At 71.0% G+C, this 23,694-nt stretch carries 21 protein-coding genes; 13 read left to right on the top strand and 8 right to left on the bottom strand.

Features of this window, described 5'->3' with window-relative positions:
• Nucleotides 1-175 precede the first annotated feature (175 nt).
• Together Q0D75_RS10900 and Q0D75_RS10895 are read right to left on the bottom strand one after the other, a co-directional pair.
• The gene (locus tag Q0D75_RS10900; protein WP_291053113.1) at nucleotides 176-1,348 is read right to left on the bottom strand and encodes a LacI family DNA-binding transcriptional regulator; all 1,173 of its coding nucleotides are present in this window, start codon (nucleotides 1,346-1,348) and stop codon (nucleotides 176-178) included.
• A 5-nt stretch (nucleotides 1,349-1,353) separates the two neighbouring features.
• A complete protein-coding gene (locus tag Q0D75_RS10895) occupies nucleotides 1,354-2,616 on the bottom strand; it encodes a PfkB family carbohydrate kinase (RefSeq protein ID WP_291053110.1) in 1,263 nt (420 codons plus the stop codon).
• Between the two features lie 155 nt (nucleotides 2,617-2,771).
• Here Q0D75_RS10895 and Q0D75_RS10890 point away from each other — a divergent pair, with 155 nt between their 5' ends.
• Both Q0D75_RS10890 and Q0D75_RS10885 read left to right on the top strand, forming a co-directional pair.
• Nucleotides 2,772-3,665: an aldolase gene (locus Q0D75_RS10890; RefSeq protein WP_291053107.1), complete on the top strand. Its 894-nt coding sequence runs from the start codon at nucleotides 2,772-2,774 to the stop codon at nucleotides 3,663-3,665.
• Nucleotides 3,662-4,810, top strand: a complete 1,149-nt coding sequence (locus tag Q0D75_RS10885; RefSeq protein WP_291053105.1) for a Gfo/Idh/MocA family oxidoreductase — start codon at nucleotides 3,662-3,664, stop codon at nucleotides 4,808-4,810. The genes Q0D75_RS10890 and Q0D75_RS10885 overlap by 4 nt, the downstream gene beginning before the upstream one ends.
• A gap of 314 nt (nucleotides 4,811-5,124) precedes the next feature.
• Here Q0D75_RS10885 and Q0D75_RS10880 read toward each other — a convergent pair whose 3' ends face one another.
• Both Q0D75_RS10880 and Q0D75_RS10875 read right to left on the bottom strand, forming a co-directional pair.
• A complete protein-coding gene (locus Q0D75_RS10880; protein ID WP_291053102.1) occupies nucleotides 5,125-6,120 on the bottom strand; it encodes a LacI family DNA-binding transcriptional regulator in 996 nt (331 codons plus the stop codon).
• A gap of 184 nt (nucleotides 6,121-6,304) precedes the next feature.
• Nucleotides 6,305-7,033 carry an SDR family oxidoreductase gene (locus tag Q0D75_RS10875; RefSeq protein WP_291053099.1) on the bottom strand — a complete coding sequence of 243 codons (729 nt, stop codon included), beginning with the start codon at nucleotides 7,031-7,033 and terminating at the stop codon, nucleotides 6,305-6,307.
• A 170-nt stretch (nucleotides 7,034-7,203) separates the two neighbouring features.
• On the opposite strand from Q0D75_RS10875, the gene Q0D75_RS10870 reads away from it, so the two are divergent.
• The 3 genes from Q0D75_RS10870 to Q0D75_RS10860 are packed head-to-tail and all read left to right on the top strand — an operon-like array spanning nucleotide 7,204 to nucleotide 10,497.
• Nucleotides 7,204-7,920: a nucleoside/nucleotide kinase family protein gene (locus tag Q0D75_RS10870; protein WP_291053096.1), complete on the top strand. Its 717-nt coding sequence runs from the start codon at nucleotides 7,204-7,206 to the stop codon at nucleotides 7,918-7,920.
• A 19-nt stretch (nucleotides 7,921-7,939) separates the two neighbouring features.
• Nucleotides 7,940-9,421 (top strand): mannitol dehydrogenase family protein, encoded by a 1,482-nt coding sequence (locus Q0D75_RS10865; protein ID WP_291053092.1) that lies wholly within the window; start codon nucleotides 7,940-7,942, stop codon nucleotides 9,419-9,421.
• A gap of 50 nt (nucleotides 9,422-9,471) precedes the next feature.
• The gene (locus Q0D75_RS10860) at nucleotides 9,472-10,497 is read left to right on the top strand and encodes a PDDEXK nuclease domain-containing protein (RefSeq protein ID WP_291053090.1); all 1,026 of its coding nucleotides are present in this window, start codon (nucleotides 9,472-9,474) and stop codon (nucleotides 10,495-10,497) included.
• Nucleotides 10,498-10,516: 19 nt separating this feature from the next.
• Here the strand turns inward: Q0D75_RS10860 and Q0D75_RS10855 are convergent, their stop codons facing one another.
• On the bottom strand, nucleotides 10,517-11,716 hold the full coding sequence (locus tag Q0D75_RS10855; RefSeq protein WP_291053086.1) for an HAD-IA family hydrolase: 1,200 nt from the start codon (nucleotides 11,714-11,716) through the stop codon (nucleotides 10,517-10,519).
• Nucleotides 11,717-11,863: 147 nt separating this feature from the next.
• Here Q0D75_RS10855 and Q0D75_RS10850 point away from each other — a divergent pair, with 147 nt between their 5' ends.
• The 5 genes from Q0D75_RS10850 to Q0D75_RS10830 all read left to right on the top strand — a co-directional run bounded on the left by Q0D75_RS10850 (nucleotide 11,864) and on the right by Q0D75_RS10830 (nucleotide 17,013).
• On the top strand, nucleotides 11,864-12,928 hold the full coding sequence (locus tag Q0D75_RS10850; RefSeq protein ID WP_291053083.1) for a LacI family DNA-binding transcriptional regulator: 1,065 nt from the start codon (nucleotides 11,864-11,866) through the stop codon (nucleotides 12,926-12,928).
• A complete protein-coding gene (locus Q0D75_RS10845; RefSeq protein ID WP_291053081.1) occupies nucleotides 12,925-13,986 on the top strand; it encodes a class I mannose-6-phosphate isomerase in 1,062 nt (353 codons plus the stop codon). The genes Q0D75_RS10850 and Q0D75_RS10845 overlap by 4 nt, the downstream gene beginning before the upstream one ends.
• A 93-nt stretch (nucleotides 13,987-14,079) precedes the next feature.
• A complete protein-coding gene (locus Q0D75_RS10840) occupies nucleotides 14,080-14,841 on the top strand; it encodes an ATP-binding cassette domain-containing protein (RefSeq protein WP_291053078.1) in 762 nt (253 codons plus the stop codon).
• On the top strand, nucleotides 14,838-15,959 hold the full coding sequence (locus Q0D75_RS10835) for an ABC transporter permease (protein ID WP_291053076.1): 1,122 nt from the start codon (nucleotides 14,838-14,840) through the stop codon (nucleotides 15,957-15,959). The genes Q0D75_RS10840 and Q0D75_RS10835 overlap by 4 nt, the downstream gene beginning before the upstream one ends.
• Nucleotides 15,960-16,020: 61 nt before the next feature.
• The gene (locus Q0D75_RS10830; RefSeq protein ID WP_291053073.1) at nucleotides 16,021-17,013 is read left to right on the top strand and encodes an ABC transporter substrate-binding protein; all 993 of its coding nucleotides are present in this window, start codon (nucleotides 16,021-16,023) and stop codon (nucleotides 17,011-17,013) included.
• A gap of 76 nt (nucleotides 17,014-17,089) precedes the next feature.
• Here the strand turns inward: Q0D75_RS10830 and Q0D75_RS10825 are convergent, their stop codons facing one another.
• Nucleotides 17,090-17,704 carry a TetR/AcrR family transcriptional regulator gene (locus Q0D75_RS10825; protein ID WP_291053070.1) on the bottom strand — a complete coding sequence of 205 codons (615 nt, stop codon included), beginning with the start codon at nucleotides 17,702-17,704 and terminating at the stop codon, nucleotides 17,090-17,092.
• Nucleotides 17,705-17,790: 86 nt separating this feature from the next.
• Here Q0D75_RS10825 and Q0D75_RS10820 point away from each other — a divergent pair, with 86 nt between their 5' ends.
• Complete coding sequence (locus Q0D75_RS10820; RefSeq protein WP_291053068.1) at nucleotides 17,791-19,401, top strand: amidohydrolase family protein; 1,611 nt, start codon at nucleotides 17,791-17,793, stop codon at nucleotides 19,399-19,401.
• A gap of 53 nt (nucleotides 19,402-19,454) precedes the next feature.
• Here Q0D75_RS10820 and Q0D75_RS10815 read toward each other — a convergent pair whose 3' ends face one another.
• Nucleotides 19,455-20,273 carry a class II fructose-bisphosphate aldolase gene (locus Q0D75_RS10815; protein ID WP_291053065.1) on the bottom strand — a complete coding sequence of 273 codons (819 nt, stop codon included), beginning with the start codon at nucleotides 20,271-20,273 and terminating at the stop codon, nucleotides 19,455-19,457.
• A 91-nt stretch (nucleotides 20,274-20,364) separates the two neighbouring features.
• Nucleotides 20,365-21,165: a DeoR/GlpR family DNA-binding transcription regulator gene (locus Q0D75_RS10810; RefSeq protein WP_291053062.1), complete on the bottom strand. Its 801-nt coding sequence runs from the start codon at nucleotides 21,163-21,165 to the stop codon at nucleotides 20,365-20,367.
• A gap of 167 nt (nucleotides 21,166-21,332) precedes the next feature.
• On the opposite strand from Q0D75_RS10810, the gene Q0D75_RS10805 reads away from it, so the two are divergent.
• Together Q0D75_RS10805 and Q0D75_RS10800 are read left to right on the top strand one after the other, a co-directional pair.
• The gene (locus Q0D75_RS10805) at nucleotides 21,333-22,892 is read left to right on the top strand and encodes an FGGY family carbohydrate kinase (protein ID WP_291053059.1); all 1,560 of its coding nucleotides are present in this window, start codon (nucleotides 21,333-21,335) and stop codon (nucleotides 22,890-22,892) included.
• Between the two features lie 143 nt (nucleotides 22,893-23,035).
• A partial coding sequence (locus Q0D75_RS10800) for a DeoR family transcriptional regulator (protein ID WP_291053056.1) occupies nucleotides 23,036-23,694 on the top strand: 659 nt, incomplete at its 3' end.

Genomic DNA, 23,694 nt, shown 5'->3' with positions numbered 1-23,694 from the left:
CCGAAGTCGTGAGTCGGTGGAGGTCGTGGGGCGGCGGAGTCGGGGCCGCTCGGAACCGGCGGCGGCCGGAGTCGTGGGTCGGCAACGGCAGCGCGGGCGGTCGGAGTCGTCGGGCGGCTCGGGGTCGTGGGGCGGCCGGAGTCGTGGGGCCGTTCGGAGTCAGGACCGCTCGGAGTCAGGGCCGCTCGGAGCCGCGCAGCACCAGCCGGGTCGGCAGCACCGTGACGGACGCGGCCGACGGGCCGACCGTCTCGGCGGAACCCTCGAGCCGGGCGAGCAGCGTGCGGGCGGCGGTCTCGCCCATCGACGCCACGTCTTGCGCCACGACCGAGACGCCCGGGCGCATCAGCGTGGCCGACTCGAAGTCGTCGAAGCCGATCAGGGGCAGCCGCGTACCGGCGCGGGTGAAGGCCTCGAGTGCGCCGATGGAGGATCGGTTGTTCGCGGCGAACACGGCGTCGATGCGCTCCGTGCCGAGCAGGCCGCCGAGGATGGCCGAGGCCTCTGCGGCGGAGTGCGCCGTGGTGACGACGAGATCGTCGGAGCTGCTCGGCGAGCCGGTACCGGATGCCGCCTGCCCGAGTGCGCGGCGATAGCCGTCGAGCCGCTCGCGCATGGTGTGCAGTTCGAGCGAGTCGCCGAGGAAGAGCACGTGACGCGCCCCGTGGCGCAGGAGTTCGCGCGTGGCCGCCTCGGCACCCCCGCGGTTGTCGGCGAGCACCGTGCCGGTGACCGCGGGTGGTGCGGAGGCCGCGGGTGGCGCTGTGTCGGGGCGTGGTGTGGTGCCGGCGGATGCGGAGGCGGCGGGTGGTGTGGCCTTGGCTGACCGTGCGGAGTCGTCGGGTGAAGCGGATCCGGTGGATGGAGGGGCGGCGCCGGCGTCGACGCCTCCGACGAGCGGGCGGTCGATCGCGACCAGAGGGGGCAGTCCGGCCGCGGCCTGCCAGCCGGTGGTGTCGTGCCGGGGCGGGGAGACGATCAGTCCGTCGACGCGCTGGGCCACCAGGCGGTCGACCAGCAGGCGGTGCCGTTCGGCGTCCTCTTCCGAGCTCACCGTCATCAGCAGGTAGCCGTTGGCGCTGAGCGTGCGCTCCACCGAGCGCGCGAGCATCGCCCAGTAGGGGTTGGCGAGGTCGCTGATGACCAGGCCGATCACCTTCGCCGAGCGACCCGGCCGGATGCTCGCTGCCGCGAGGTTGTGCCGGTACCCGAGCGAGACGATCGCCGCCGCGATCCGGGCCGCCAGCGCGGGGTCGATGTTGGTGGCCCCGTTGACATGGCGGGAGACGGTCTTCAGACTCACTCCGGCCGCCGCCGCGACGTCGTTCATGGTGGGCGGCTTGGGCATGGGATTCATTCTGGCCGCTGCGCGGCTCCCTCGGGGACGGCCGGCTCAGCTTCGGCAGGCGAGGTAGGCGCGCTGCCGGGCTGGACGTGCTCGTGTGCGTGGGTCGGGGGTGATCCAAAACGAAGGAGTTCTTCGTCGACTCGCCTTCCGTCGCCGGCAGCGCCCGGCGCGTCGGGCGAGAACTCCTTCGTCTCGGATGGCGAGTCAGGCACCGCCGGAGGCTCCGGAGCGAAGAGCGCGCGGGCGGCGGGGAGCATCGCGACGATCACGTCGGGAGTGGGGCGGCCGCCCGCGATGATCGCGGCGGCCGAGGCGGTGGCAAGGTGCGCCGCCAGCGTGGGCGAAGCCCCCCGGCTGAGCGCGAAGAGCAGCCCGGCCGTCGAGGCGTCGCCCGCGCCGTTCGTGGTGACGACCCGCTCCACCGGGAGGGGGCGCACCCGAAGCGACACGTCGGCCCAGCGCGAGGCGAGCGGCGCCAGCATCGCACCGCCGCGCGCCAGGCGCTCGGCACTCGCGGTGCGCAACAGCAGCCCGTCGGCGCCCGCCGAGATGGCCACGACCGCCGCGCCCCACTCGATCAGCAGATCGGCGTAGGCGCCCGCAGCCACGGCCGCCGGCTGCGCCGGGATGCCGAGGGCCGGCCCGAGTGCCGAGGTCAGATCGTCCAGGCTCGGCGTCAGCACATCCGTCACGGCCGCCGCCCGTTTCAGGATGCCGGCCCAGTCGGCCGCCCCCACCGACGACGCCGGGTCGACGACCGCGAGGTCGAGCGAGGTGGTGGCCCCGCGCGACCGGGCGCGGCGCAGGACGGCCTCGAGCGGCGCTCCGCCATCCGTCAGCAAGGCCGGCAGCAGCGGGGGATAGCCGAGGTGCAGCAGGCGGGCCGAACCGACGTCGAGCTCCGAACCGGTGAATACCGCGTTCGCCCCGGTGTGGTGCCAGAAGGTGCGGTCGTGGCCCGCGGGCTCGAGCACGAGGCTGTACGAGGTCGCGTGGTCGGGCACGATGTGCAGGTCGGCGTGCAGGCCGGGGCGGCGGGCGATGGTGTCGGCGATGATGCGGCCGAGCTCGTCGTCGCCGACGGTGGAGTGCAGCGAGACCTCGGCCCCGAGGTCGGCGAGCGCGAGCCCGGTGTTGGCCACGCAGCCGCCGAGGCCCATGCGCAGGGCGCCGACGTCGATCAGGCGGCCCGGATCGAGCCGGGCGCTCGCGCCGAGCTCGGGGGTGAGGTCGAGGCAGATGTGGCCGGCCACAACGATAGAACTCACAGCGCTCCTCTCAGCGTCGAGATCGAATGGAAGACGGGGCCGGACATTCCGGCTAGACAACGTTGTCTCACGGCACTACTCTGACACATCGAGGGGCTGTGCGAAAGCCCCGCACGACGAACCCCACGACCTCCCTCATGATCAGGAGCACCGCAATGACGCTGTATCGCCTCAACCGCCTCTTCAATCCGCGCTCGGGCCGCGCCCTCGACGTCGCGGTCGACCACGGCTTCTTCGGCGAGCGCTCGTTCATCACCGGCATCGAGAACATGGATGCCGTGGTGCGCACCCTGGTCGACGCCGGCCCCGACGCGGTGCAGCTCACCATCGGCCAGGCCCGCCGCCTGCAGAGCTACCCCGGCAAGAACAAGCCGGGCCTGGTGCTGCGCACCGACATCGCCAACGTCTACGGCAACCCGCTCGACTCGGTGCTCTACAGCAAGCACGTTCCGAACGCCATCGAAGAGGCCGTGCGGCTGGACGCCGTCGCCGTCTGCGTGAACCTGATGGAGCTGCCCGGGCACCCCGAGGTGCGCGAGAAGAACATCGACTCGATCATGGCGCTGCGCCGCGAGGCCACCCGCTACGGCATGCCGCTGATGGTTGAGCCGCTCGTGATGCAGGACAACTCGAAGGCCGGCGGCTACATGGTCGACGGCGACATCGAGAAGATCGTCACCCTCGTGCGCCAGGGCGTCGAGCTCGGCGCCGACCTGATCAAGGCCGACCCGAGTGACGACATCAGCCAGTACGGCCGCGTGATCGAGGTCGCCGGCGACATCCCGGTGCTCGTGCGCGGCGGCGGGCGAGTGGATGACCGCACGCTCCTCGAGCGCACGGTCGCCGTTCTCGAGGCGGGTGCGAAGGGCATCGTGTACGGGCGCAACATCGTGCAGCACGAGAACCCGGCCGGCATCACGGCGGCACTGCTCGCCGTGCTGCACGACGGGGCCGACGTCGAGCAGGGTCTCGCCATCCTGGCCGAGTCGGATGCCGCGCGTGCTGCATCCGGAGCCACCCGCGCCGACTCGGGCGAGGTGTCCGCATGACCGCCCAGCGCGTGAACGTGGCCATCGTCGGCGGCGGCCTGATGGGTCGCGAGATCGCGGCCGCCATCCAGCGCTGGCCCGCGCTGATCGACCACCCGGTGCGCCCGCGGCTGACCGCGGTGTGCGACATCAACCCGGCGGCGCTGGAGTGGTTCGACGAGATCGACACGGTGGTCACCAAGACCACCGACTACGCCGACATCCTCGCCGACGACAGCATCGACGTGGTCTACGTGGCGGTGCGGCACGACCTGCACGAGAAGATCTACAGCGACGTCATCGCGAGCGGCAAGAGCCTGCTGGCCGAGAAGCCCTTCGGCATCGACGGGGCGGCGGCACAGGCCGTGCTCGCGGTGATGGCCGAGCATCCGGAGAGCTTCGTGCGCTGCTCGAGCGAGATGCCGTTCTTCCCGGGCGCGCAGCTGGCGATCGACTACGTGAAGTCGGGGGCGCTCGGCACCATCATCTCGGCGCGCAACAGCTTCTTGCACTCCAGCGACCTCGACGTGACCAAGCCGATCAACTGGAAACGGCAGACGCAGTTCTGCGGCGAGGCCGGCGTGATGAACGACCTCGGAATGCACACCTGGCACGTGCCGCTGCGGCTCGGCTGGGCGCCGGAGTCGGTGTACGCGGTGCTGCAGGACATCGTGCCGACGCGCCCGGGCCCGGATGGCACGCCGGTGCCCTGCGACACCTGGGACAACGCGGTGCTGCACAGCTGGTCGCGGCACGAGGGCGTGCGTTTCCCGCTCACCACCGAGACCAAGCGCATCGATCCCGGGCAGAAGAACACCTGGGAGTTCGAGGCCATCGGGCTCGACGGCGGGGTGCGCTTCAGCACGAAGAACCCGAAGTCGGTGCAGGTGTTCTCGGTCGTGGATGTGCCCGGGGGCTCTCGCGAGCAGGTCTGGCAGCAGATCGACGTGGGCAGCCAGTCGGTGTGGCCGACTGTGACCGGCGGCATCTTCGAGTCGGGCTTCTCCGACTCGATCCTGCAGATGTGGGCGGCCTTCCTGGCCGAACGCCACGGCTCCCTGGGCGACCGCTTCGGTGCGGCCCGACCCGAGGAGGCGGCGCTCACCCACGCGATCTACCGCGCGGCGGCCGTCTCGCACGCGGAGGCCCGCGCGGTCACCCTGTAGCGCCCGCCCGCCGGCATCCGGCACCACCCCCGCCCGATGCCAACGACGGAGTCTCGGCCCACCTTCGGGCTGAGACTCCGTCGTTGCGCTCCGACCGGCGCATCCTCCGTCGTTGCCACGAGAGGCGCTTCACACCACCTCGAGCGAACCCCGTCGCGGCCCGCGGATTCCGGCACTCAGCAGGGTGAGGGCTCTGCGGGTGGGGGTGCGGTTCACTCCAGCGAGTTTCGGCCCGAGCTCGTGCACTATGGCAGAGCTTCGCCTCAGAATCGCTGGGGCGAACCGCATCCCACCGCTGCGGTCGGCTGCGGGGGTCAGGCGGGGTGCGGCGCCGGGATGCGGCAGGAGTCGCGCTCGATGAGGGCGACCGGGAGCACCGTGCGGCGGGGCAGGGAGCGCTGCGGATGCGCGGCGCGCTCGAAGAGGCGGGCCGCGGCCAGGTGGCCGAGGGCTGCCGGATCCTGAGCCATCACCGTGATCGACGGCGTCAGCGTGTCGGCGAGCGGGAAGTCGCCGAAGGCCGTCAGGGCGATCGGATGCGCCGTGACCGCGGGCACGACGGCCATCGTGCACCGCGCATCCGAGGAGAACACGGCGGTCGCGCCGGCATCCGGACCCCGCAGCCGGACGAGTGCCGAGGCCGCACCCGGTCGCGTGGTCGCGCCGAGCGCCACGAGCGCGGGGTCGTAGGGCAGCCTTGCCGCGGCCAGCGCCTCGCGGTAGCCCTCGAGGCGCTCGGCGATGGTGGGCGCCGAGAGCGCGTCGCCGAGAAAGCCGATCCGCCGGTGCCCGTGCTCGATCAGGTGAGCCGTGGCCTCGCGGGCGCCGCCGCGGTCGTCCTGGGTGAAGGCGTCGGCGGTGAGGCTCCCCGGCGCACGGTCGACGAAGGCGATCGGGATGCGCGCGGACCAGGCCTCGAGGTAGGCGTGGTCGTTCGTGGTGGGCGCCACGACGAGTCCGCTGAGCTGGCGCCGCAGCATCGACTCGAGCACCGGCTGCTCGCGGGCGGGATCGTGGCCGAGGCTCGTCACCAGGGTGGAGAGGTCTTCGGCCAGCGCCCGCTCCTCCACGGCGTTCACGATCGCGGCGAAGAAGGGGTCGACGAGGTCGGGCACCGCTACCCCCACCACCGGCGACCGCCCCGAACGGAACGTGGTGGCCATCGCGTTCGGCACGTAGTCGAGCTCGCGCATCGACTGCTCGACGTGCGCCCGGGTGGCCGGCAGCACGTGCGGGTCGTCGTTGAGCACACGCGACACCGTCTTCGGGCTCACGCCGGCGTGCGCCGCGACCTCGCGCATGGTGGCCATGGGCCCTCCTCGGGCGGTGGATTCGGTGGTGGGAGGCGACGGATGCTCATCCACGCGGGTGGGAACCGGCCAAGACGAAGGAGTTCCTTAGCGCCACAACGGCCGGCGCCGGGGGCGCCCGGCGCGTCGGCGAAGAACTCCTTCGTTTTGGATGGTGGGGTCAGCGCATCCGCACCCCGGAGCGTCAGCGGGCGGTGTAGCCGCCGTCGATGGGGAGCGAGACGCCCGAGATCATGCCGGCGGCGTCGCTCAGGAGGAAGACGATCGGGCCCGCGATGTCGTCTTCGGTGGCCCACTTGCCGAGCGGCATGGCCTCGAGGAAGGGGCCCTCGATCTCGGGGCGGCCCCAGTACCAGGCCGACATCGGCGTCATCACGACGGTGGGGTTCACGGCGTTCACACGGATGCCGAAGCCGCCGAGCTCGAGCGCCGAGACGCGGGTGATGTTGTCGAGCGCCGCCTTGGACGAGCCGTAGGAGATGTGGCCGCCGAGGGCGACGAGCGAAGCCTGGCTGGAGACGTTCACGATGGCGCCGCCGTTGCCCTGGCGGATCATCTCGCGCGAGGCGTACTTGGTGACCAGCAGCGAGCCACGGGCGTTGATGCGCATCACCTTGTCGAACACGTCGATGTCGGTCTCCTGCGGGCTGGCGATCTCGCCGCCCCAGCCGCCCGAGTTGACGACGCCCCAGATGTCGCGACCCTCGATGGCTTCGCGGATGCTGTCTTCCTCGGTGAGGTCGAAGGGCAGGGGGGTGGCGCCGGTCTCGGCCGCGATGGCCTCGAGCTGCTCGACGTTGCGGCCCGCGACCAGTACGGTGGCGTTCGCGGCCACGAGGTGGCGCACCGTCGCGCCGCCGATTCCGCCGCTGGCCCCGGTGACGAGGACGGTGCGGCCGGTGAAGTCAGTCATGGTTGTTCCGTTCGAGTGAGGGTGTGGCCCGGGCTCTGCCGGGCGGCACCATCATAGCCACGGAATCGTGCGGATGACACCCGTGTCATGAAATTCGGTGACACCGGTGTCATCGAGGTTGACAGTGCGTCCTCTTGATGCGTACCGTAGGCCCGGCGGAGCGTCGGCCGATGATCCGCGCGCCCGTCGACGACGACCAGGAGGATCGAGTGAGCGACCACACGACAGCCGCATCCGCCGAGGCCCGCCCGGTCGCCCTCGACGAGCTGATCGCCCGCTGCCGTCAGCTCATCGCGAGCGGCGAGCGCCGCATCCTGGGCATCGCCGGCACGCCCGGTGCGGGCAAGTCGACGCTCTCGAGCGCGCTGATCGCCGCACTCGGCGCCGATGCCGTGCTGGTGGGGCAAGACGGCTTCCACTTCGCCAACCAAGAACTCGAGCGCCTGGGCCGCCGCGGCCGCAAGGGCGCCCCCGACACCTTCGACATCGACGGTTACGTGGCCCTGCTCGGCCGGCTCGCGAGCCCGCCGACGTCGACGGATGCTCCCCCCGTCTACGCGCCGATCTTCGATCGAGCTCTCGAGGAGTCGATCGGAAGCGCGGTTCCCGTGCCGGCATCCGTTCCCCTCGTGATCACCGAGGGCAACTACCTGCTGAACGACGACCACGGCTGGCACCGGGTGCGCGAGCACCTGCACGAGTCGTGGTTCATCGACGTGGCACCCGAGGTGCGGCACGAGCGGCTCGTGCGCCGCCGGGTGTCGTTCGGCCACTCGGCCGACGCCTCCGCCGACTGGGTGCGCGAGGTCGACGAGAAGAACGCGGAGATCGTCGAGACCGCCCGCACGAATGCCGACCTGCTGATGCACCTCACCACGGTGCTGTGAGACTTGGAGACCCGAACCGATGACTGAACTGAACACCGGCACCCTCGGCGAGCTCGACCCGGCCGTGGCCGTGCCCGCCTACGACCGTTCCGCCGTGACACGCGGCATCGTGCACTTCGGCGTGGGGGCGTTCCACCGCTCGCACGAGGCGATGTTCGTCGACCGCCTGCTCGCGGCCGGCGCCTCCGACTGGGGCATCGCGGGCGTCGGCACCCTCGACGGCGACGCCGCCATGCGCGACGCCCTCGGCGCGCAGGACGGGCTCTACACCCTCGTCACCACCGCGCCCGACGGCGAGGTCGAGGCCCGGGTGATCGGCTCGATCGTCGACTACATCTTCGCTCCGGGGCATCCGGATGCCGTGCTCGCCGCCCTGCGCGACCCCGCCACCCGCATCGTCTCGCTCACCATCACCGAGGGCGGTTACGGCATCATCGACGCCACCGGCGCTTTCGAGCCGCGCGATCCGGCGACCCTCGCCGACCTCGAAGGCCTGCCCGCCGGAGCCGCGCCGACCAGCGCTCTCGGCTTCGTGACGGTCGGCCTGCGGGAGCGCCGCGACGCCGGCCAGGTGCCGTTCACGGTGATGTCGTGCGACAACATCCAGGGCAACGGCCACGTGGCGCGCGCCGCCGTGCTGGCGTTCGCCGCGCGCATCGACCCCGCGCTCGCCGAGTGGATCGAGTCTTCGGTCAGCTTTCCGAACTCGATGGTCGACCGCATCACGCCGGCCACCACCGACGAGTCGCGCGAGCGGGTGTCGGCCGAGTTCGGCCTCGACGACCGCTGGCCGGTGCTCTCGGAGTCGTTCGTGCAGTGGGTGCTCGAAGACGACTTCACGGCCGGCCGCCCCGCCTTCGACGAGGTGGGTGTGCAGCTCGTGGCCGACGTCGAGCCCTACGAGCTGATGAAGCTGCGCCTGCTGAACGCCTCGCACCAGGCGATGAGCTACCTGGGCCTGCTGTCGGGCGCGGTGTACGTGCACGAGGTGTGCCGCGACCGGCTGTTCGCCGACTTCCTGCTCGGCTACATGACGTCGGAGGCTCGGCCGACCCTCGCCCCCGTCCCCGGCGTCGACCTCGACGAGTACAGTGCCGAGCTGATGCGCCGCTTCGGCAGCGAGGCCATCAAGGACACGCTGATGCGCCAGATCGTCGACGGCTCCGACCGCATCCCGAAGTTCCTGCTGCCCGTCGTGCGCGAGCAGCTGCGCACGGGCGGCGAGATCGAGCGCTCGGTGCTCGTGCTGGCGGCCTGGAGCCGCTTCATCGAGGGTGTCGCCGATGACGGCAGTGCGCTGCATCCGGTCGACAAGCGCCTCGACGAGCTGCGCGCGGCCGTCGCCGGCGAAGCGGATGCCCCGGGCTCCTTCCTCGACTACGCCCCCGTCTTCGGCGACCTCGGCGCCGACACCCGCCTCCGCACGGCGTTCGTCGCCGCGCGTTCCCGCCTGGCGGCCGACGGCGCCCGAGCCACCCTGGAGGCGCTGGTCTCCCGCTGACAGGTTGTGGATAACCTTCTCCCGGCGTGCCGGGGGAGCGACACTGGGGCGTGCCATCCGAGAACACGCCCGCTCCACAGTTCTACGAGGCGACCCTTGTCGCGCTCAAGCAGGAGGTTCTTGCCGCGCGCTTCACCGCTCAGAGACGTGTCAACACCGAGCTCGTCGCGCTGTACTGGCGAATCGGATCCATGATCGCCGAGCGGCAGGCGTCTGAAGGATGGGGTTCGAAGGTCATCACCCGGCTGGCGAACGACCTCCGCGCGGCATTCCCCGAGATGAAAGGTTTCTCGCCGAGAAACCTGGCGTACATGCGGGCGTTTGCGGTGGCGTGGCCGGACATCGCAATTGTGCAACAGGCTGTTGCACAATTGCCCTGGGGTCACGTGACGATCCTGTCGAACCGGCTCGACGATCAATCGCTGCGGAGCTGGTACTCCGAGAGAGCGCAGCTGCACGGCTGGTCCCGAAGCGTTCTCGAGCATCAGATCACGACGAATGCCCATACGAGGTTCGAGGCGGCCCCGTCGAATTTCGACCGCGTTCTCGATCGAGCGGGCTCCGACCTCGCCCGGCAGATCACGAAAGATCCGTACATCCTGGATTTCCTCGCCGTCGACGGCGGATCGCAGGAACGCGAGTTCGAGCAGGCTCTCGTCGACCGGATCATCGACACCCTCCGTGAACTCGGCGAGGGCTTCGCTTTCGTCGGCAAGCAGGTGCGTTTCGACGTCGACGGCGAGGAGTTCTTCGTCGACCTGATGTTCTTCCATGTCGATCAGCTCCGATACATCGTGATCGAGCTCAAGAAGGGGAAGTTCATGCCCGAACACCTCGGTCAGCTCGGCCTCTACGTCGCTCTCGTCGACGACAGGCTTCGCCGGCCGCAACACGCGGAGACCGTGGGGCTGCTCCTGGTCACGAACAAGAACGATGCCGTCGTCCGCTACTCGCTCGGGGCTCAGCAGACTCCGATCGGAGTGGCCAGCTACGACACTCTCCCGCCCGGAATCCGAACCGCGCTTCCATCGGAGGCGACCCTGGCAGCCGCGCTGGGAGCCGACAAACTGGACTGACCGAGTGGTGCGGGCCTTGCTAGGCGCGCAGCGCAGGCACGAGCCGGAAGCCGCCGCCCGGGGCGGGCTCGGCTCGCAGCTGGAAGAGGCCGTCGACCGTGAGGTCGGCGTCGAGCTCGTGCGAAGCGTGCGTGCCGGCGATCGCGACGGTGGTGCAGCCGGCCGCCTTGGCGGCGGCGAGGCCCGCGGGGGCGTCTTCGAGGACCACGCAGCGCGCCGGGTCGACGCCGAGGCGTGACGCGGCGAGCAGGAAGGGCTCCGGATGCGGCTTGCCGTGCGTGACGTCGTCGAACGTCACCAGCACGGCCGGCTCGGCGAGCCCCGCCGCAGCGAGACGGCTCGTCGCGATCACGTGCGTGCCACTGGTGACGATGGCGCGCGCCTCGTCGGGGAGGGAGCCGAGCAGCGAAGCCGCGCCGTCGAGCGCGATCACGTCGTCGAGATCGGCGGCCTCCAAGGCGGTGACCCGGGCCAGCGCCTCGGCCGCCTGGTGCTCGGGGAAGAGCGAGCCGACCACCTGCGCGGCGGGCCGGCCGTGGCCCCCGGCGAGCGGATCACCCTCGAGCCCGTACTCCCGCGCCATCTGCGCCCACGAGCGGATGACCGAGGGCGTCGAGTCGATGAGGGTTCCGTCGAGGTCGAACAGCGCCGCGTCGAAGGTGCGGCCGAAGACGGGGGAGTCGGCCGGCAGCTCGCGGCCGCCGCCGAGGCGCCGGCGCACCGAGGTGACCTGCTGCGCGGTGGAGAGCGAGGCGTCCACGACGAGGTGGGGCACCGCCGGCACCGCCGAGGCGGGCGGGTCGACGACGTGCACGTCGCGGTCGGCCCCGCGGAGGCGCCGGCGCTCGGCCAGAAGGTCGGCGGACGCCTGCAGCCAAACGACGTGCGGTGCGTCACCGCCCGCGGCCGTGACGAGCAGCCGCCACTCCTCCCCGCCCTGCAGCTCGGCGGTGAACGGCGCGACCAGCACCGCGTCGGCTCCGGCGCGCACCTGGTCGGCGAGCGCGGCCCGCAGCACGGCGTAGCGCGCCGGCCGGATCGTCGGCCGCAGGGCCGGGTCGTTCCAGTGCGCGCCGTCGGCGAGCGAGGCGCCCAAGCCTTCGAGCAGCGGGTTGGTCAGGGTGTCGAGGTCGAGCAGCGCGGCGTCGAACGCGCGGGCGAGCTCGAGGCCGAGCGTGCTCTTGCCGCTTCCGGCGGCTCCGGCGACCACGATGATCATGCTGCTCCCGAGGGTTATCTAATCGAGACATCGCAACGACTTGACAACGTTGTCGTCGCGGGTTCAGTATAGGCGACACGAGAACGACGAGGTTCGGGAATCCGGGCCTCACCCAAAAATGACAACGCTGTCAAGGAGGTGGCGAAAATGACCGGACATTCCCTCAACCGCCGCCCCGGCATCAAAGACGTCGCGGCCAGCGCCGGCGTCAGCATCAAGACCGTCTCCCGCGTCGTCAACGCCGAAGAGGCCGTGCATCCGGAGACCCGCGCTCGTGTCATCCAGGCCATCCAGACGCTCGGCTACGTGCCCAACACGGCCGCACGCTCGCTCAAGTCGGGCACCAACGGATCCATCGGCATCGTCATCGACTCGCTGGCCGACCCGTTCTTCGCCGCCCTGGTCAGCGCGATCGAGACCCGCGCCCTAGCCGAGGGCCTCAGCGTGCTGGTGGCCTCCTCGAACCTCGACAGCGATCGCGAGCGGGAGCAGCTGCTCAGCCTCGTGGCCGGCCACCAGGTCGCCGGCGTCATCTTCGCCCCGGTCGCCGACGAGCACCCTTACCTCGACCCCTTCCGCACCACCACCCCCGTGGTGGCCGTCGACCGCTCGCGGGCCGGCTTCGACTGCGTCGTCGTCGACGACCGCGGCGCCACGGCGCTCGCCGTGCAGCAGCTGGTCGAACTCGGTCACGAGCGCATCGCCTTCTTCGACCGCGACGAGCGGTTCTCCACCATCCACCGCCGGCTCGACGGCTACCTCGACGTGCTGCGCGACGCGGGCCTGCCCTACGACCCCGAGCTCGTCTCCTCGACCGTCGACGGCAGCCTCGACTACCTCAGCGAGGCGCAGCGGCTGCTCGGCCTCGAACGGCCGGCCACCGCCTTCTTCGCCTCGAACGCGAAGGCCGCCATCGGCCTCACCACGGCCCTGCACCGCATCCACCGCCAGAACACGGCGATGATCGCGTTCGGCGACTTCGCCTTCGCCGATGTGCTGCGCCCCGGGGTGAGCTGCATCGACCAGGATCCCTTCCTCATCGGCAACGCGGCCATCGAACGCCTGCTCGCGCTGCGCGAGGGCCCCAAGAACGACCCCCGGGAGTGGATCGTGCCCACCGCGCTGCTGCTGCGCGGATCGGGCGAGATCCCCGCGCCCCCCGATGCCACCTCACACGCTCACATCTCCACCACGGAAGGACAGCTCGCATGATCCCCGCTTCGCTGGCCCCCAACCTGATCGACCACTTCTACCGCGGCGGCGACCGCATCGCGGCGCTGCGCGGCATCGAGCAGACCTCCGAGCGCCAGCCCGAGGAGTGGCTCGCGGCCACCGTCTCGCGCGCCGACCAGGGCGACATCGGCCTGGCCCGCACCGAGGCCGGCGACATCCTGCGCGACCTCGTGGTCGCCGACCCCGCCGCCTGGGTGGGCCCCGACTTCGCGTCGGCGGCGAGCGCCGGCGACACCGGCATCCTGGTGAAGCTGCTGGATGCCCGTCAGCGCCTCCCCGTTCACGTGCACCCCTCGCGCGCCTTCGCCGCCAGCCACCTGGACTGCCCGTACGGCAAGACCGAGGCCTGGTTCATCCTCGACGCCGAGCCCGGCGCGGCCGTGCACGTCGGCTGGAAAGAAGACGTCGACCGCGACGAGCTCGACCGCCGCCGTGACGCGCAGGACTCCGAATGGATGCTCTCGCGGATGAACCGCATCGAAGTCTCGCGCGGCATGGGCGTGCTCGTCCCGGCCGGGCAGGTGCACGCCATCGACGAGGGCATCTTCCTCGCCGAGGTGCAGGAGCCGACCGACTTCTCGATCGTGCTGGAGTGGTCGGTGACCACCTCGACCCGCGAGGAGTCGCACCTCGGCCTCGGCTTCGAGACCGTGATGCCGGCCGTGTCGGCCGAGGCCCTCCCCGCCGCCGAGCTCGAGAAGCTGATCAGCCGTGTCGACCTCACCGGCCGCGCCGAGCACGTGGTGAGCGCGCTTCCCGCCGCCGCCGACCCCTACTTCCGTGTGCTGCACGCAGCGCCGGTCACGGCCGGTGCGCCCGGCGTGGCCGTCGACGCAGGCTTCGCCGTCGCCCTCGTGCTCGCGGGCGAGGGAGCGCTCGCCGGTGCCGGCGACGAGCAGATCGACTACCGCGCAGGGCAGGTCTTCGCCGTCCCCGCCGGTTTCGGCCCCTGGGAGGTGCGCGGCACGGGCAGTGTGCTCGTCGCGACCCCCGGAGTGGGCTGGCCCCGCACACTCGCCGAAGGGGGAATCGTGTGACGCCCTCCTTCGAACCCGATGAACCAGGAGCAGATGATGACCGCATCCGGAACCACCCGCAGGCCTGCACAGGCCGGAAGAGAGTGAACTGACATGAGCACCCCCGTATTGGAGGCCCGAGGCCTCTCCCGCTCGTTCGGACACGTTCGAGCACTCGACGACGTGGACTTCGAGGTCTACCCCGGCGAGGTGACCGCCCTGATCGGCGACAACGGCGCCGGCAAATCGACCCTCGTGAAGGCGCTCTCCGGCAACCTCGCCGTGGATGAGGGCACCATCAAGTTCGAAGGTCAGCCGATCCAGCTCACCAACCCGCAGCAGGCCAGCGCGCTGGGCATCGAGACGGTTCACCAGGACCTCGCCCTCGCTCCGCACCTGGACCCGGTGCAGAACGTGTACCTGGGCCGCGAGATCATGAACAAGGGCATCGCCGGCTTCTTCGGAACCATGGACACGAAGGCCATGGCCAAGGAGTCGCGTCGCGCGTTCGACGAGCTGGGCGCCACGGTGCGCTCGCTCACCTCGCCGGTCGGTGCGATGTCGGGTGGTCAGCGTCAGGCGATCGCGATCGCCCGCGCGGTTCACTGGGCCAACAAGGTCGTCTTCCTCGACGAGCCCACCGCGGCTCTCGGTGTGCGGCAGACCAAGAACGTGCTGGAGACCATCCGGCGGGTGCGCGACAAGGGCATCGCCGTGGTCTTCATCAGCCACTCGATGCCGCACGTGATCGAGGTCTCCGACCGGGTGCAGGTGCTGCGTCTGGGCCACCGCGCCGCGTCGATCGAGACGAAGGACACGAGCATGGAAGAACTGGTCGGTCTGATGACCGGCGCGAGCACGAGGGGTGCAGCATGAGCGACGACATCCGGGACACCGACATCAAGAAGGCCGAGTTCGGCCCTGAGGCCGGACCCGAGACCACCTCCATCAACATGGCGGTCGAGCGGGAGACCCAGAGCCGCGTCCCGAAGATCTTCAAGGCGCAGGCGTTCCAGATCTTCCTCGTGCTGATCGTGATCGTGATCATCTTCAGCATCATGGCGCCCGACACCTTCGCGCAGTTCTCCAACCTGCGGCTGGTGGTGCAGAACGCCTCCATCCTCGGTGTGCTGGGCGTCGGCATGACCTTCATCATCATCACCTCGGGCATCGACCTCTCGGTCGGCTCGGTGCTGGTGTTCTCGGGCGTCGTCTCGGCCATGGTGATGAGGGCCATGGGCGGCGACGACTGGGGAACCGCGCTCGTCGGTTTCGCGGTCGCGATCTTCTCGGGCCTGGTCTGGGGAACGTTCAACGGCATCCTGATCTCCAAGGCCAAGGTGCCGCCGCTGATCGTGACCCTGGGTTCGCTCGGCATGGCGCTCGGTCTGGCTCAGATCCTCACCGGCGGTGTCGACATCCGCGACGTGCCCTCCGTGCTCACCACCACGATCGGCTACGGCAACATCCTGGGCAGCGTGCCGATCATCTCGGTGATCGCGCTCGTCGTCATCCTGATCGGCGCGTTCGTGCTGCACAAGACCAAGTTCGGCCTCTACACCTACGCGGTGGGCTCGAGCGAGGAGGCGGCTCGCCGGGTCGGCGTGAAGGTCGACCGGCACCTCATCCGGGTGTACGCGATGTCGGGCGCTCTCGCCGGTCTCGCCGGCATCCTGTCGCTGTCGCAGTTCTCCACCACCGCGATCGCCGGCCAGTCGCAGACCAACCTGAACGTCATCGCGGCGGTCGTCATCGGCGGAACCTCGCTGTTCGGCGGCTACGGCACGATCTTCGGTACCGTCGTCGGCCTCTTCATCCCGGCCGTTCTGCAGAACGGCTTCGTCATCACCGGCGTGCAGCCGTTCTGGCAGCAGGTCGCGGTCGGCGCCGTGCTGATCGCCGCGGTGTACGTCGACCAGCTCCGCCGGGCCTCCGCGGCCCGAGGAGCCTCCACAAGCCTCTGGAGTCATTTCTTCAGACGGAAGAACACCTAGCACCACCAGCATCCCTATCCCAATCACACAACGCACATACGCAAGAAGGACAGGTATCACAATGAAGTGGAACAAGAAGGTTCTGGGAGTCGCCGCCATCGCTGCGACCGCCGGATTCGCCCTCGTCGGCTGCTCGAGCGGAGGCGGCTCGGCGACGAGCACCGACGGTGCGAGCAGCGACGGCTACAAGATCGCCTTCGTGCAGGGCGTCGCCGGAGACGAGTTCTACATCTCCATGCAGTGCGGCATCGAGGCTGCGGCCAAGGACGCCGGCGCCACGGTCACCACGCAGGGCCCGGAGAAGTTCGACCCGACCCTGCAGAAGCCGCTGGTCGACTCGATCATCGCTTCGAAGCCCGACGCGCTGCTGATCGCCCCGACCGACGTCACCGCCATGCAGGCTCCCCTGAAGGCTGCGGCCGACGCCGGCATCAAGGTCGTCCTCGTCGACACCACGGTGGAGGACCCGTCGTTCGCCGTGTCGGCCATCGCGTCCGACAACGTCGGTGGCGGAGAGGCCGCCTTCAAGGCGATCCAGGATGCCCACCCCGACGGCGGCAAGGTGCTCGTGGTCTCGGTCGACCCCGGCATCTCGACCACCGACGCCCGCGTCGAGGGCTTCCAGAACGCGGCCGAGGCGGACAGCAAGTTCGAGTACCTGGGCGTGCAGTACAGCCACAACGAGCCGGCCACCGCGGCTGAGATCGTGACCGCCGCGCTGCAGAAGGACCCCGACATCGTGGGTATCTTCGCCGCCAACCTGTTCGCCGCCGAGGGCACCGCCACCGGCGTGCAGCAGGCCGGCAAGCAGGACTCGGTGACCATCGTCGGCTTCGACGCGGGCCCCGCCCAGGTCAAGCAGCTGAAGGCCGGCACGGTTCAGGCGCTCGTCGCCCAGGAGCCCGCCACCATCGGGCAGGACGGCGTCGAGCAGGCCATCGCCGCGCTGAACGGCGACTCCACCGAGGCGGAGATCCAGACCGGCTTCACCATCCTCACCAAGGACAACATCGACGGTGAAGGTGCGGACGCGGTCTACAAGTCCAGCTGCTAGTCACTAGCTGAACACACGAGCGGCGCCGGGGGAGACCCCGGCGCCGCTTCTGTGTGTGCGGGTGTCTCGCGGCGGCTCAGCCGGTCGCGCCGGCCGGCGGCAGGCTCAGCAGCCGCACGACTGCTTGCGCGAGCACCTCGGCGGCTTCGGCGGTCTCGCCGGGAGAGAGGGAGATCGTGCGCCGGAGCACGGCCATGATCGCACCGAGGGCGGCGGCAACGAGGATGTCGAACTCCAGCGTCTGCGGCAGCGCGCCTCCTGCGGTGATGGCGGCGCGCACGTCGGCGCTGATCCGTTCGCGGCGCGGGTCGTCGGCCTCGTCGAGCATCGCGAGGCGGCGGGTGAGGATCGCGGCGATCCGGGGTTGCTCGAGGGCCAGCCGTCCGGTCTGGCGCACGTTCTCGATCAGGCGTGCGACCGGATCGACGCCATCGGGCAGGCGCTCGTCGAGCCAGCGCAGATAGTCGTCGACGGCCGTGGCCGCCGCGGCGTCGAAGAGTTCCTCTTTGGAGGAGAAGTAGTTGTAGAACGAGCCGAACCCGACATCGGCGAGTTCGGTGATCGCCTGGATGCTGGCATGCGCATCCTGACCCTCCGCGAGGAGGCGCTGCGCCGCCCCGATGAGGGCCGCGCGCGTGCGTTCCTTGCGGCGGTCCTGCCGGGCAGGAGGCGGTGGATCGGGCGCTGACACCCTCCGACTCTATGACGTACATCAATATTGATGAAATCATCAGTACTGTTGATGTGATCAGTATGTCGACGACGGAGGACGAAGAGATGTCGCAGAACACGGACGAACCGAGTACCGAGCCGGTGGAAGCGCGGGCGTCGGACGAGAGACCGGCGCGGCGCAGCAGCAGGCGCGCCTTCCTGAAGCGTGCGGGTCTCGGCGTCGCTCTCGTGGGGCTCGGGGCTGCTGCCGACGAGATCATCAGGAGCGCGACCGAGCCGGCGATGCCGCCCCGCACCATCGTCACCGCGGCGAACGGCGTGAGGATCGACGACGTGACCGTGGTCGACCCGCTCGACGGCAGCCGCCGGGCCGGTCAGTCGATCGTCGTGCTCGAGGGGCGGATCGCCGATGTCATGCCGACCGCGTCGGCTCCGGTCGAGTCGTCACTGCGTGTCATCGATGGTGCGAGCCGATTCGCCGTGCCCGGGTACAACGACATGCACACCCACGTGCTCCAGTCGCCCCGCACCGAGCTCGGGTTCGCGCTGATGCTGGCGCAGGGGATCACCGGCATCCGCCAGATGGAAGGCTCCGACGACCTGCTGGCTCAGCGGGCCGAGAATCGGCTCGGACTGAACGAGGCCGCCCCACGGCTGCTGCAGATGCCCGGGAGCCTGCTGCTGCCGTTCAACGCGAACAGTGTCGGCGAGGCCCGGAACGAAATCGCGCGGCAGTGGGATCACGGCGCCGACTTCATCAAGATGGTCCTGACCGACCGAGAGGTGTTCTTCGCCGCCATCGACGCGGCGCACGAACAGGGCCTGCGCATCGCGGGGCATCTGCCCCCGCCGGTGCACATCGATGAAGCGGCCGAGGCCGGTCTCGACTCGATCGAGCATCTCGGCACCGGTTCGAGTGTGTTCCTCACCCTCTCGGCGAAATCCGACGAACTCTGGGCGCAGACCCCGACCACGCTGCCGTTTCCCTCGTGGGCGGCGGGTATCCCCTTTGCCGGGTGGGCCTTCGATACGTTCTTGAAGAAGAACTTCCTCGGCCCGGCCACCAGCACCACGGATGCTGCTCAGCTCGCTCTGCTGAAGCAGGCCTTCGCGACCTACTCCGAAGACCGCGCCGCCGAGCTCGCCGGGACCTTCGTGCGGAAGCAGACCTGGAACACCCCGACCATGGCCAACATCCGCAGCAAGTACGTGCTCGACGATCCGGAGTTCCTCGACGACCCCTGGCTGCAGCGACTCCCCGCCGAGGAGAAGCAGGAGCATCTCGCAGCCGTCGACGCGTTCGGTGCCACGCCGTCCGGCGACCTCGACGTGCTGCACGAGTACTACGAGCGCGTCCTCCAGACCGTGGGCATCTGGGCGAAGGAAGGCGCGCCGATGATGACCGGCACCGACGGCAACGGCCGCGGGGTCGGCAACAGCTTCGCGATCGAGTTCCGCGAACTAGGCCGTGCCGGCCTGACACCGCTCCAGGTGCTGCAGGCCACGACCACCCGGCCGGCGGCCTATCTGGGCAGAACCGAACGGATGGGCCGGATCGCCGCGGGGATGGACGCCGACCTGCTCCTGCTCGATGCCGATCCCCTGGCCTCGATCGAGGGCCTGAGCTCCATCTCCCTCGTCGTGCGCGACGGACACGACTACACGTCCGCCGAGCTGGAAGCGCGCGTCGAGCGGCTCGTGGCCGCGCAGGGCTGATCCGCGGCCGGCGGCGGTGGTGGGCTGACGGGCGCGAGTGCGAGACCGCGGGGCTACGCCACGAGCTCGAGCAGGCGCTGCACCTCGAGGGCGACGGCGTCGCGCGCCGGGCCCAGGTACTTGCGGGGGTCGACCAGGGCCGCATCCGCGTCGAGCAGTTCGCGGATGCGCCGGGTGAAGATGCCGTTGATGTGCGTGGAGATGTTGATCTTGCGCATCCCGTGCTCGACGGCGCGCACGAGGTCGGCGTCGCTGACTCCGCTGGAGCCGTGCAGCACGAGCGGCACCGGAACGGCCGCGGCCAGCTCGGCGATGAGGGCGAAGTCGAGCGAGGCGCTGCGCGAGGTCATCGCGTGCGAGCTGCCGACCGCCACGGCGAGGCCGTCGACGCCGGTGGCCTCGACGAACGCGACCGCCTCGGCCGGGTCGGTGCGCACGCCGGGGGTGTGGGCGCCGCCCTTGCCCCCGATCGCGCCGAGCTCGGCCTCGACCCACACACCCTTCGCCTGCGCCGCGCGGGCGATCACGGCGGTGCGGGCGACGTTCTCGTCGTAGGGCAGGGTGGCCGCGTCGAACATCACCGAGGTCGCGCCGAGCTCGACTGCCTCGAGCACGAGGGCTTCGTCCTCGGCGTGGTCGAGGTGCACGGCCACGTCGACGGCCGACCGGCGGGCGAGCTCGAGGGTGGCGAGCGTGATCGGGGCGAGCCCGCCGTGGTAGCGGGCGGCGTTCTCGGAGATCTGCAGGATGACGGGGCGGTTCGCGGCTTCGGCGCCGCTCACGATCGCCTCGGCGTGCTCGAGCTGGATGACGTTGAAGGCGAGCACGGCGCGCTGCTCGGCCAGGATGCCGCCGGATGCGACAAGGGTCATGGGTGGGTTCCTCTCGGGTGGTACTTCGGGGTGCTCGGGTGGTACTTCGGGGTGCGGAGTGTGGTCGGTGGGGCGCGGCCGGCCGGTGTCGTCAGCCGCCGGGATGGGCCAGCACGAGCTCGGGGCCGTCGGCACGCACGAGATCGGCGGTCGCCGCGTCGAGCCGGTCGTCGGTGACGACCGTGTCGAGACCGTCGAGCCCGGCGAAGCGGCAGAGCGATGCGGTGCCGAACTTCGTCGCGGTGACGGCGAGGATGCGCTGGGCGGCCGCGGCGAGCATCCGCTGTTTCAGGGCGGCCTCCTCGGGCAGTGTGGTGAAGGCGCCCTCGCCCGCAACGACCCCGTTGGCGCCGACCACGGCCACGTCGGCGCGGAGGCCCGCCAGACGCTCTTCGGCCCACGGCCCCACCACCGCCTGGGTGACGCTGCGCACCGCACCGGGTAGGGCGTAGACGGTGAAGGCGGGCAGACCGCCGAGCAGCCGGGCGACGGGGAGGCTGTTGGTCACGACCAGGAGAGCGGCGGATGCACCGGCCCGTGGCTTCCGGCGAGCCAGCAGTGCCGCCACCTCGAGCGTCATCGAGCCGCTGTCGAGCAGCAGCACCCCCTCCTCCGGCAGCAGCTCGACCACCGCGGCGGCGATCGCCGCGCGCTCGACGGCCTCTTCGAGGGAGCGCTGGTGCAGCGTGGGCTCGAACGGAGGCCGGGTGACGAGCGCGGCGCCGCCGTGCCTGCGGCGCACGAGGCCCCGGCGTTCGAGAGCGGTGAGGTCTCGGCGCACCGTCTCGGCGGTGACCCCCAGCTGCAGACTCAGCTGCTGCACCTCCACCTCGCCGGCGTCGGCGGCGCGCGCAGCGGCGAGGATGGCGGCGTGCCGCTCCGCTGGGTACATCTGCTCCGCCGATCCAGGTCGTGTCGGGCCGACTCTACCCGAATGAGTCCGGATTCGGGAGATATAATGACCGGTTGAGTTGATATGCTGGCGAAAGCGGGCAGAAACGGGCGTTCGCTGCATCCGGAGCCGATCGAGCATCCGGTGTTCGATCGGAGAGGATCGTCATGGCAACACCCGCCGAGGGCCGCCGCTATCTGCTGGGCATCGATGCCGGCCAGACCGCGGTGAAGGCCGTGGTGCACGACGAACGATTGCGGCCGCTGGGCATCGGGCGGCGCTCGAGCCCGGTCGACCGCAGCACGCCGCGTCACGCGGAGCGTTCTCAGCACGAGCTGTGGGCGGCGGCTGCCGGCGCGATCGCCGAAGCCGTCGAGTCGTCGGGGGTCGATCCGCGCGACATCGTGGCGGTGGGGATCACCGGTCACGGCGACGGACTGCACCTCGTCGACGCGTCGGGAGAGGCTGTCGGTCCGGCGATCACCGCCATGGATTCGCGCGCCCACGTCGAGGCGGCCGAGCTCGCCGCCGACGAGGAGCGGATGCGCGTGGTGCTCGCGCGCTCCGGCCAGGAGCCGACCCCCGGTGCGGCGGGCAACCTGCTGCGCTGGCTGCTGCGGCACGACCCCGAACGGGTGCGGGCGGCTTCGGCGATGCTGTTCTGCAAAGACGTCATCCGGCTGCGCCTGACCGGGGTCGTCGCGACCGACTACTCGGATGCCACCGCCTCGTTCCTCGACACGGCGACGGCGACCTGGAGCCCCGAGGTGATCGAGGCCTACGGGCTGCCGGCCGACATCCTGCGGCTGCTGCCACCGCTGCACGCGAGTGGCGACGTGGTGGGCCGGGTGCTGCCGGCGGCGGCGGAGGCCACGGGCCTGGCGGCCGGAACACCGGTGATCGCCGGCCTGCACGACGTACAGTCGGCGTCGATCGGCATGGGCGCCCTCGTTCCGGGCCGGCTCGCGCTGGTGGCCGGGTCGTTCAGCACGAACGGGGTCACGACCACGCGACCCGACGTGGATGTGCGCTGGCAGTCGCGGCTGTCGATCCGGCCCGGGCTGCGCATCGCGATGTCGACCTCGGCGACGGCGTCGCCCGCCTTGAACTGGATGCTGCGGCTGCTCGGGATCGACCTCGCGGCTCCCGGCGGCGAGGCCGCCCGCGACCGCCTCTTCGCCGAGGCGGCGGCCCTCGACCCGCAGGAGCCGGTGCCGCTCGTGCTGCCCTTCCTGGTGGACTCGCCGCTCGGCGCCTCGAGTTCGGCGGCGCTCGCCGGGGTGCGCGGCTGGCACACGCCGGCGCACGTGCTGCGCGGAACGCTCGAGGGCATCGCGCTGATGCACGTGTGGCACACCCGCGCGCTCGGCGAGAGGTTCGACTGGGACGAGCCGGTGGTGCTCGGGGGCGGCATCGCGCGCGCTCCGCTCTATGTGCAGCTGGTGGCGAACGCGCTGCGCTCGCCGGTGACCGTGGTGCAGAACGAGGAGGCCGGCGCGTTCGGAGCGGCCGCGGTGGCCGGGGCCGCCGTCGGCGTGTTCGAGTCGGTGGAGGCGGCGCAGGAGCTGGTGACACGGTCGGAACCGGTGCACCCCACCGCCGAGTCGGCCGGTTACTGGGCCGGGGTCATCCGCGCCTTCGACGAGGCGACGGAGGCGATGGGGCCGTGGTGGAGTGCGCGGGCGGCCGAACAGGCGCCGGCGCCGGGCGCGGGACCGAGCGCGTGAGCCGCCGGGCCGGAGCTGTGGCGAGTGCGGCGGCCGGGACCGGGCCCGGGAGCGCGACTTCGGTCGAGGTGGCGGGCTCCGGTGGGACCGGAGACGCGAGCGCCGCCGGGAGCGGGGCTTCAGTCGAGGTGTCCGGTGGGGGCGTGGCCGCTCGACGTGAGGGGATCGTGCGGGTGCTGGACGCATCCGGGCGGGTGGAGGTCGGCGAGCTCGCGCAGCGGCTCGGCGTGGCCGAGGAGACGGTTCGCCGCGATCTGCGGGCGCTGGAGCAGGCGGGGCGTCTACGGCGGGCGCACGGCGGGGCGATCGCGAACGAGCGGGGGACGCAGCATCCGGATGCCGGTGCCGGCGACTCGAATCATGATGCGGTGCGCGCCGTGCACGGGCTGGCGGCGGCGGTGGCCGGATGCATCGCCGATGGCGACGCGGTGTACCTCGACGGCGGGGCGGTGGGGGAGGCCCTGGCCGGAATGCTGTCGAGTGGGGTTGGAGCGGATGAGCGCGCGCGTGCCGGTGCGAGCGCGGTACCGGTTGCCGGAAGGCATGCGGATGCGCGTGCCGGTGCGAGTGCGGTGGCGGCTCCCGGTGCGAGTGGCGGAGTGGACATGGGTGCGAGTGGCGGAGCGGATGCGGCTGGCGGGTCGCCGGCACGCGCGGCGTCGGGCGTGCGGATCGTGACCGCCTCGGTGCCGGTCGCCATGGCGGCGGCCCTCGCGGCCGATCCGCCCGAGGTGCACCTTCTGGGCGGGCAGGTCGGCGGTGACGGCCGCGCGAGCGGGCAGTGGACGCGCGACCTCGCCGG

Origin of the sequence: Herbiconiux sp., from assembly GCF_023264855.1 — a bacterium.
Taxonomy (GTDB): domain Bacteria; phylum Actinomycetota; class Actinomycetes; order Actinomycetales; family Microbacteriaceae; genus Herbiconiux.
Note: the sequence above shows the minus strand (reverse complement) of the source record. Positions and strands in the feature narration are given on the sequence as shown.

Coding starts and splice junctions, on each gene's coding strand:
- Q0D75_RS10900 (WP_291053113.1), bottom strand. CDS start 1,348: ATGCCCAAGCCGCCCACCATGAACGACGTCGCGGCGGCGGCCGGAGTG.
- Q0D75_RS10890 (WP_291053107.1), top strand. CDS start 2,772: ATGACGCTGTATCGCCTCAACCGCCTCTTCAATCCGCGCTCGGGCCGC.
- Q0D75_RS10885 (WP_291053105.1), top strand. CDS start 3,662: ATGACCGCCCAGCGCGTGAACGTGGCCATCGTCGGCGGCGGCCTGATG.
- Q0D75_RS10880 (WP_291053102.1), bottom strand. CDS start 6,120: ATGGCCACCATGCGCGAGGTCGCGGCGCACGCCGGCGTGAGCCCGAAG.
- Q0D75_RS10875 (WP_291053099.1), bottom strand. CDS start 7,033: ATGACTGACTTCACCGGCCGCACCGTCCTCGTCACCGGGGCCAGCGGC.
- Q0D75_RS10870 (WP_291053096.1), top strand. CDS start 7,204: ATGATCCGCGCGCCCGTCGACGACGACCAGGAGGATCGAGTGAGCGAC.
- Q0D75_RS10865 (WP_291053092.1), top strand. CDS start 7,940: ATGACTGAACTGAACACCGGCACCCTCGGCGAGCTCGACCCGGCCGTG.
- Q0D75_RS10855 (WP_291053086.1), bottom strand. CDS start 11,716: ATGATCATCGTGGTCGCCGGAGCCGCCGGAAGCGGCAAGAGCACGCTC.
- Q0D75_RS10850 (WP_291053083.1), top strand. CDS start 11,864: ATGACCGGACATTCCCTCAACCGCCGCCCCGGCATCAAAGACGTCGCG.
- Q0D75_RS10845 (WP_291053081.1), top strand. CDS start 12,925: ATGATCCCCGCTTCGCTGGCCCCCAACCTGATCGACCACTTCTACCGC.
- Q0D75_RS10840 (WP_291053078.1), top strand. CDS start 14,080: ATGAGCACCCCCGTATTGGAGGCCCGAGGCCTCTCCCGCTCGTTCGGA.
- Q0D75_RS10835 (WP_291053076.1), top strand. CDS start 14,838: ATGAGCGACGACATCCGGGACACCGACATCAAGAAGGCCGAGTTCGGC.
- Q0D75_RS10830 (WP_291053073.1), top strand. CDS start 16,021: ATGAAGTGGAACAAGAAGGTTCTGGGAGTCGCCGCCATCGCTGCGACC.
- Q0D75_RS10820 (WP_291053068.1), top strand. CDS start 17,791: ATGTCGCAGAACACGGACGAACCGAGTACCGAGCCGGTGGAAGCGCGG.
- Q0D75_RS10815 (WP_291053065.1), bottom strand. CDS start 20,273: ATGACCCTTGTCGCATCCGGCGGCATCCTGGCCGAGCAGCGCGCCGTG.
- Q0D75_RS10810 (WP_291053062.1), bottom strand. CDS start 21,165: ATGTACCCAGCGGAGCGGCACGCCGCCATCCTCGCCGCTGCGCGCGCC.
- Q0D75_RS10805 (WP_291053059.1), top strand. CDS start 21,333: ATGGCAACACCCGCCGAGGGCCGCCGCTATCTGCTGGGCATCGATGCC.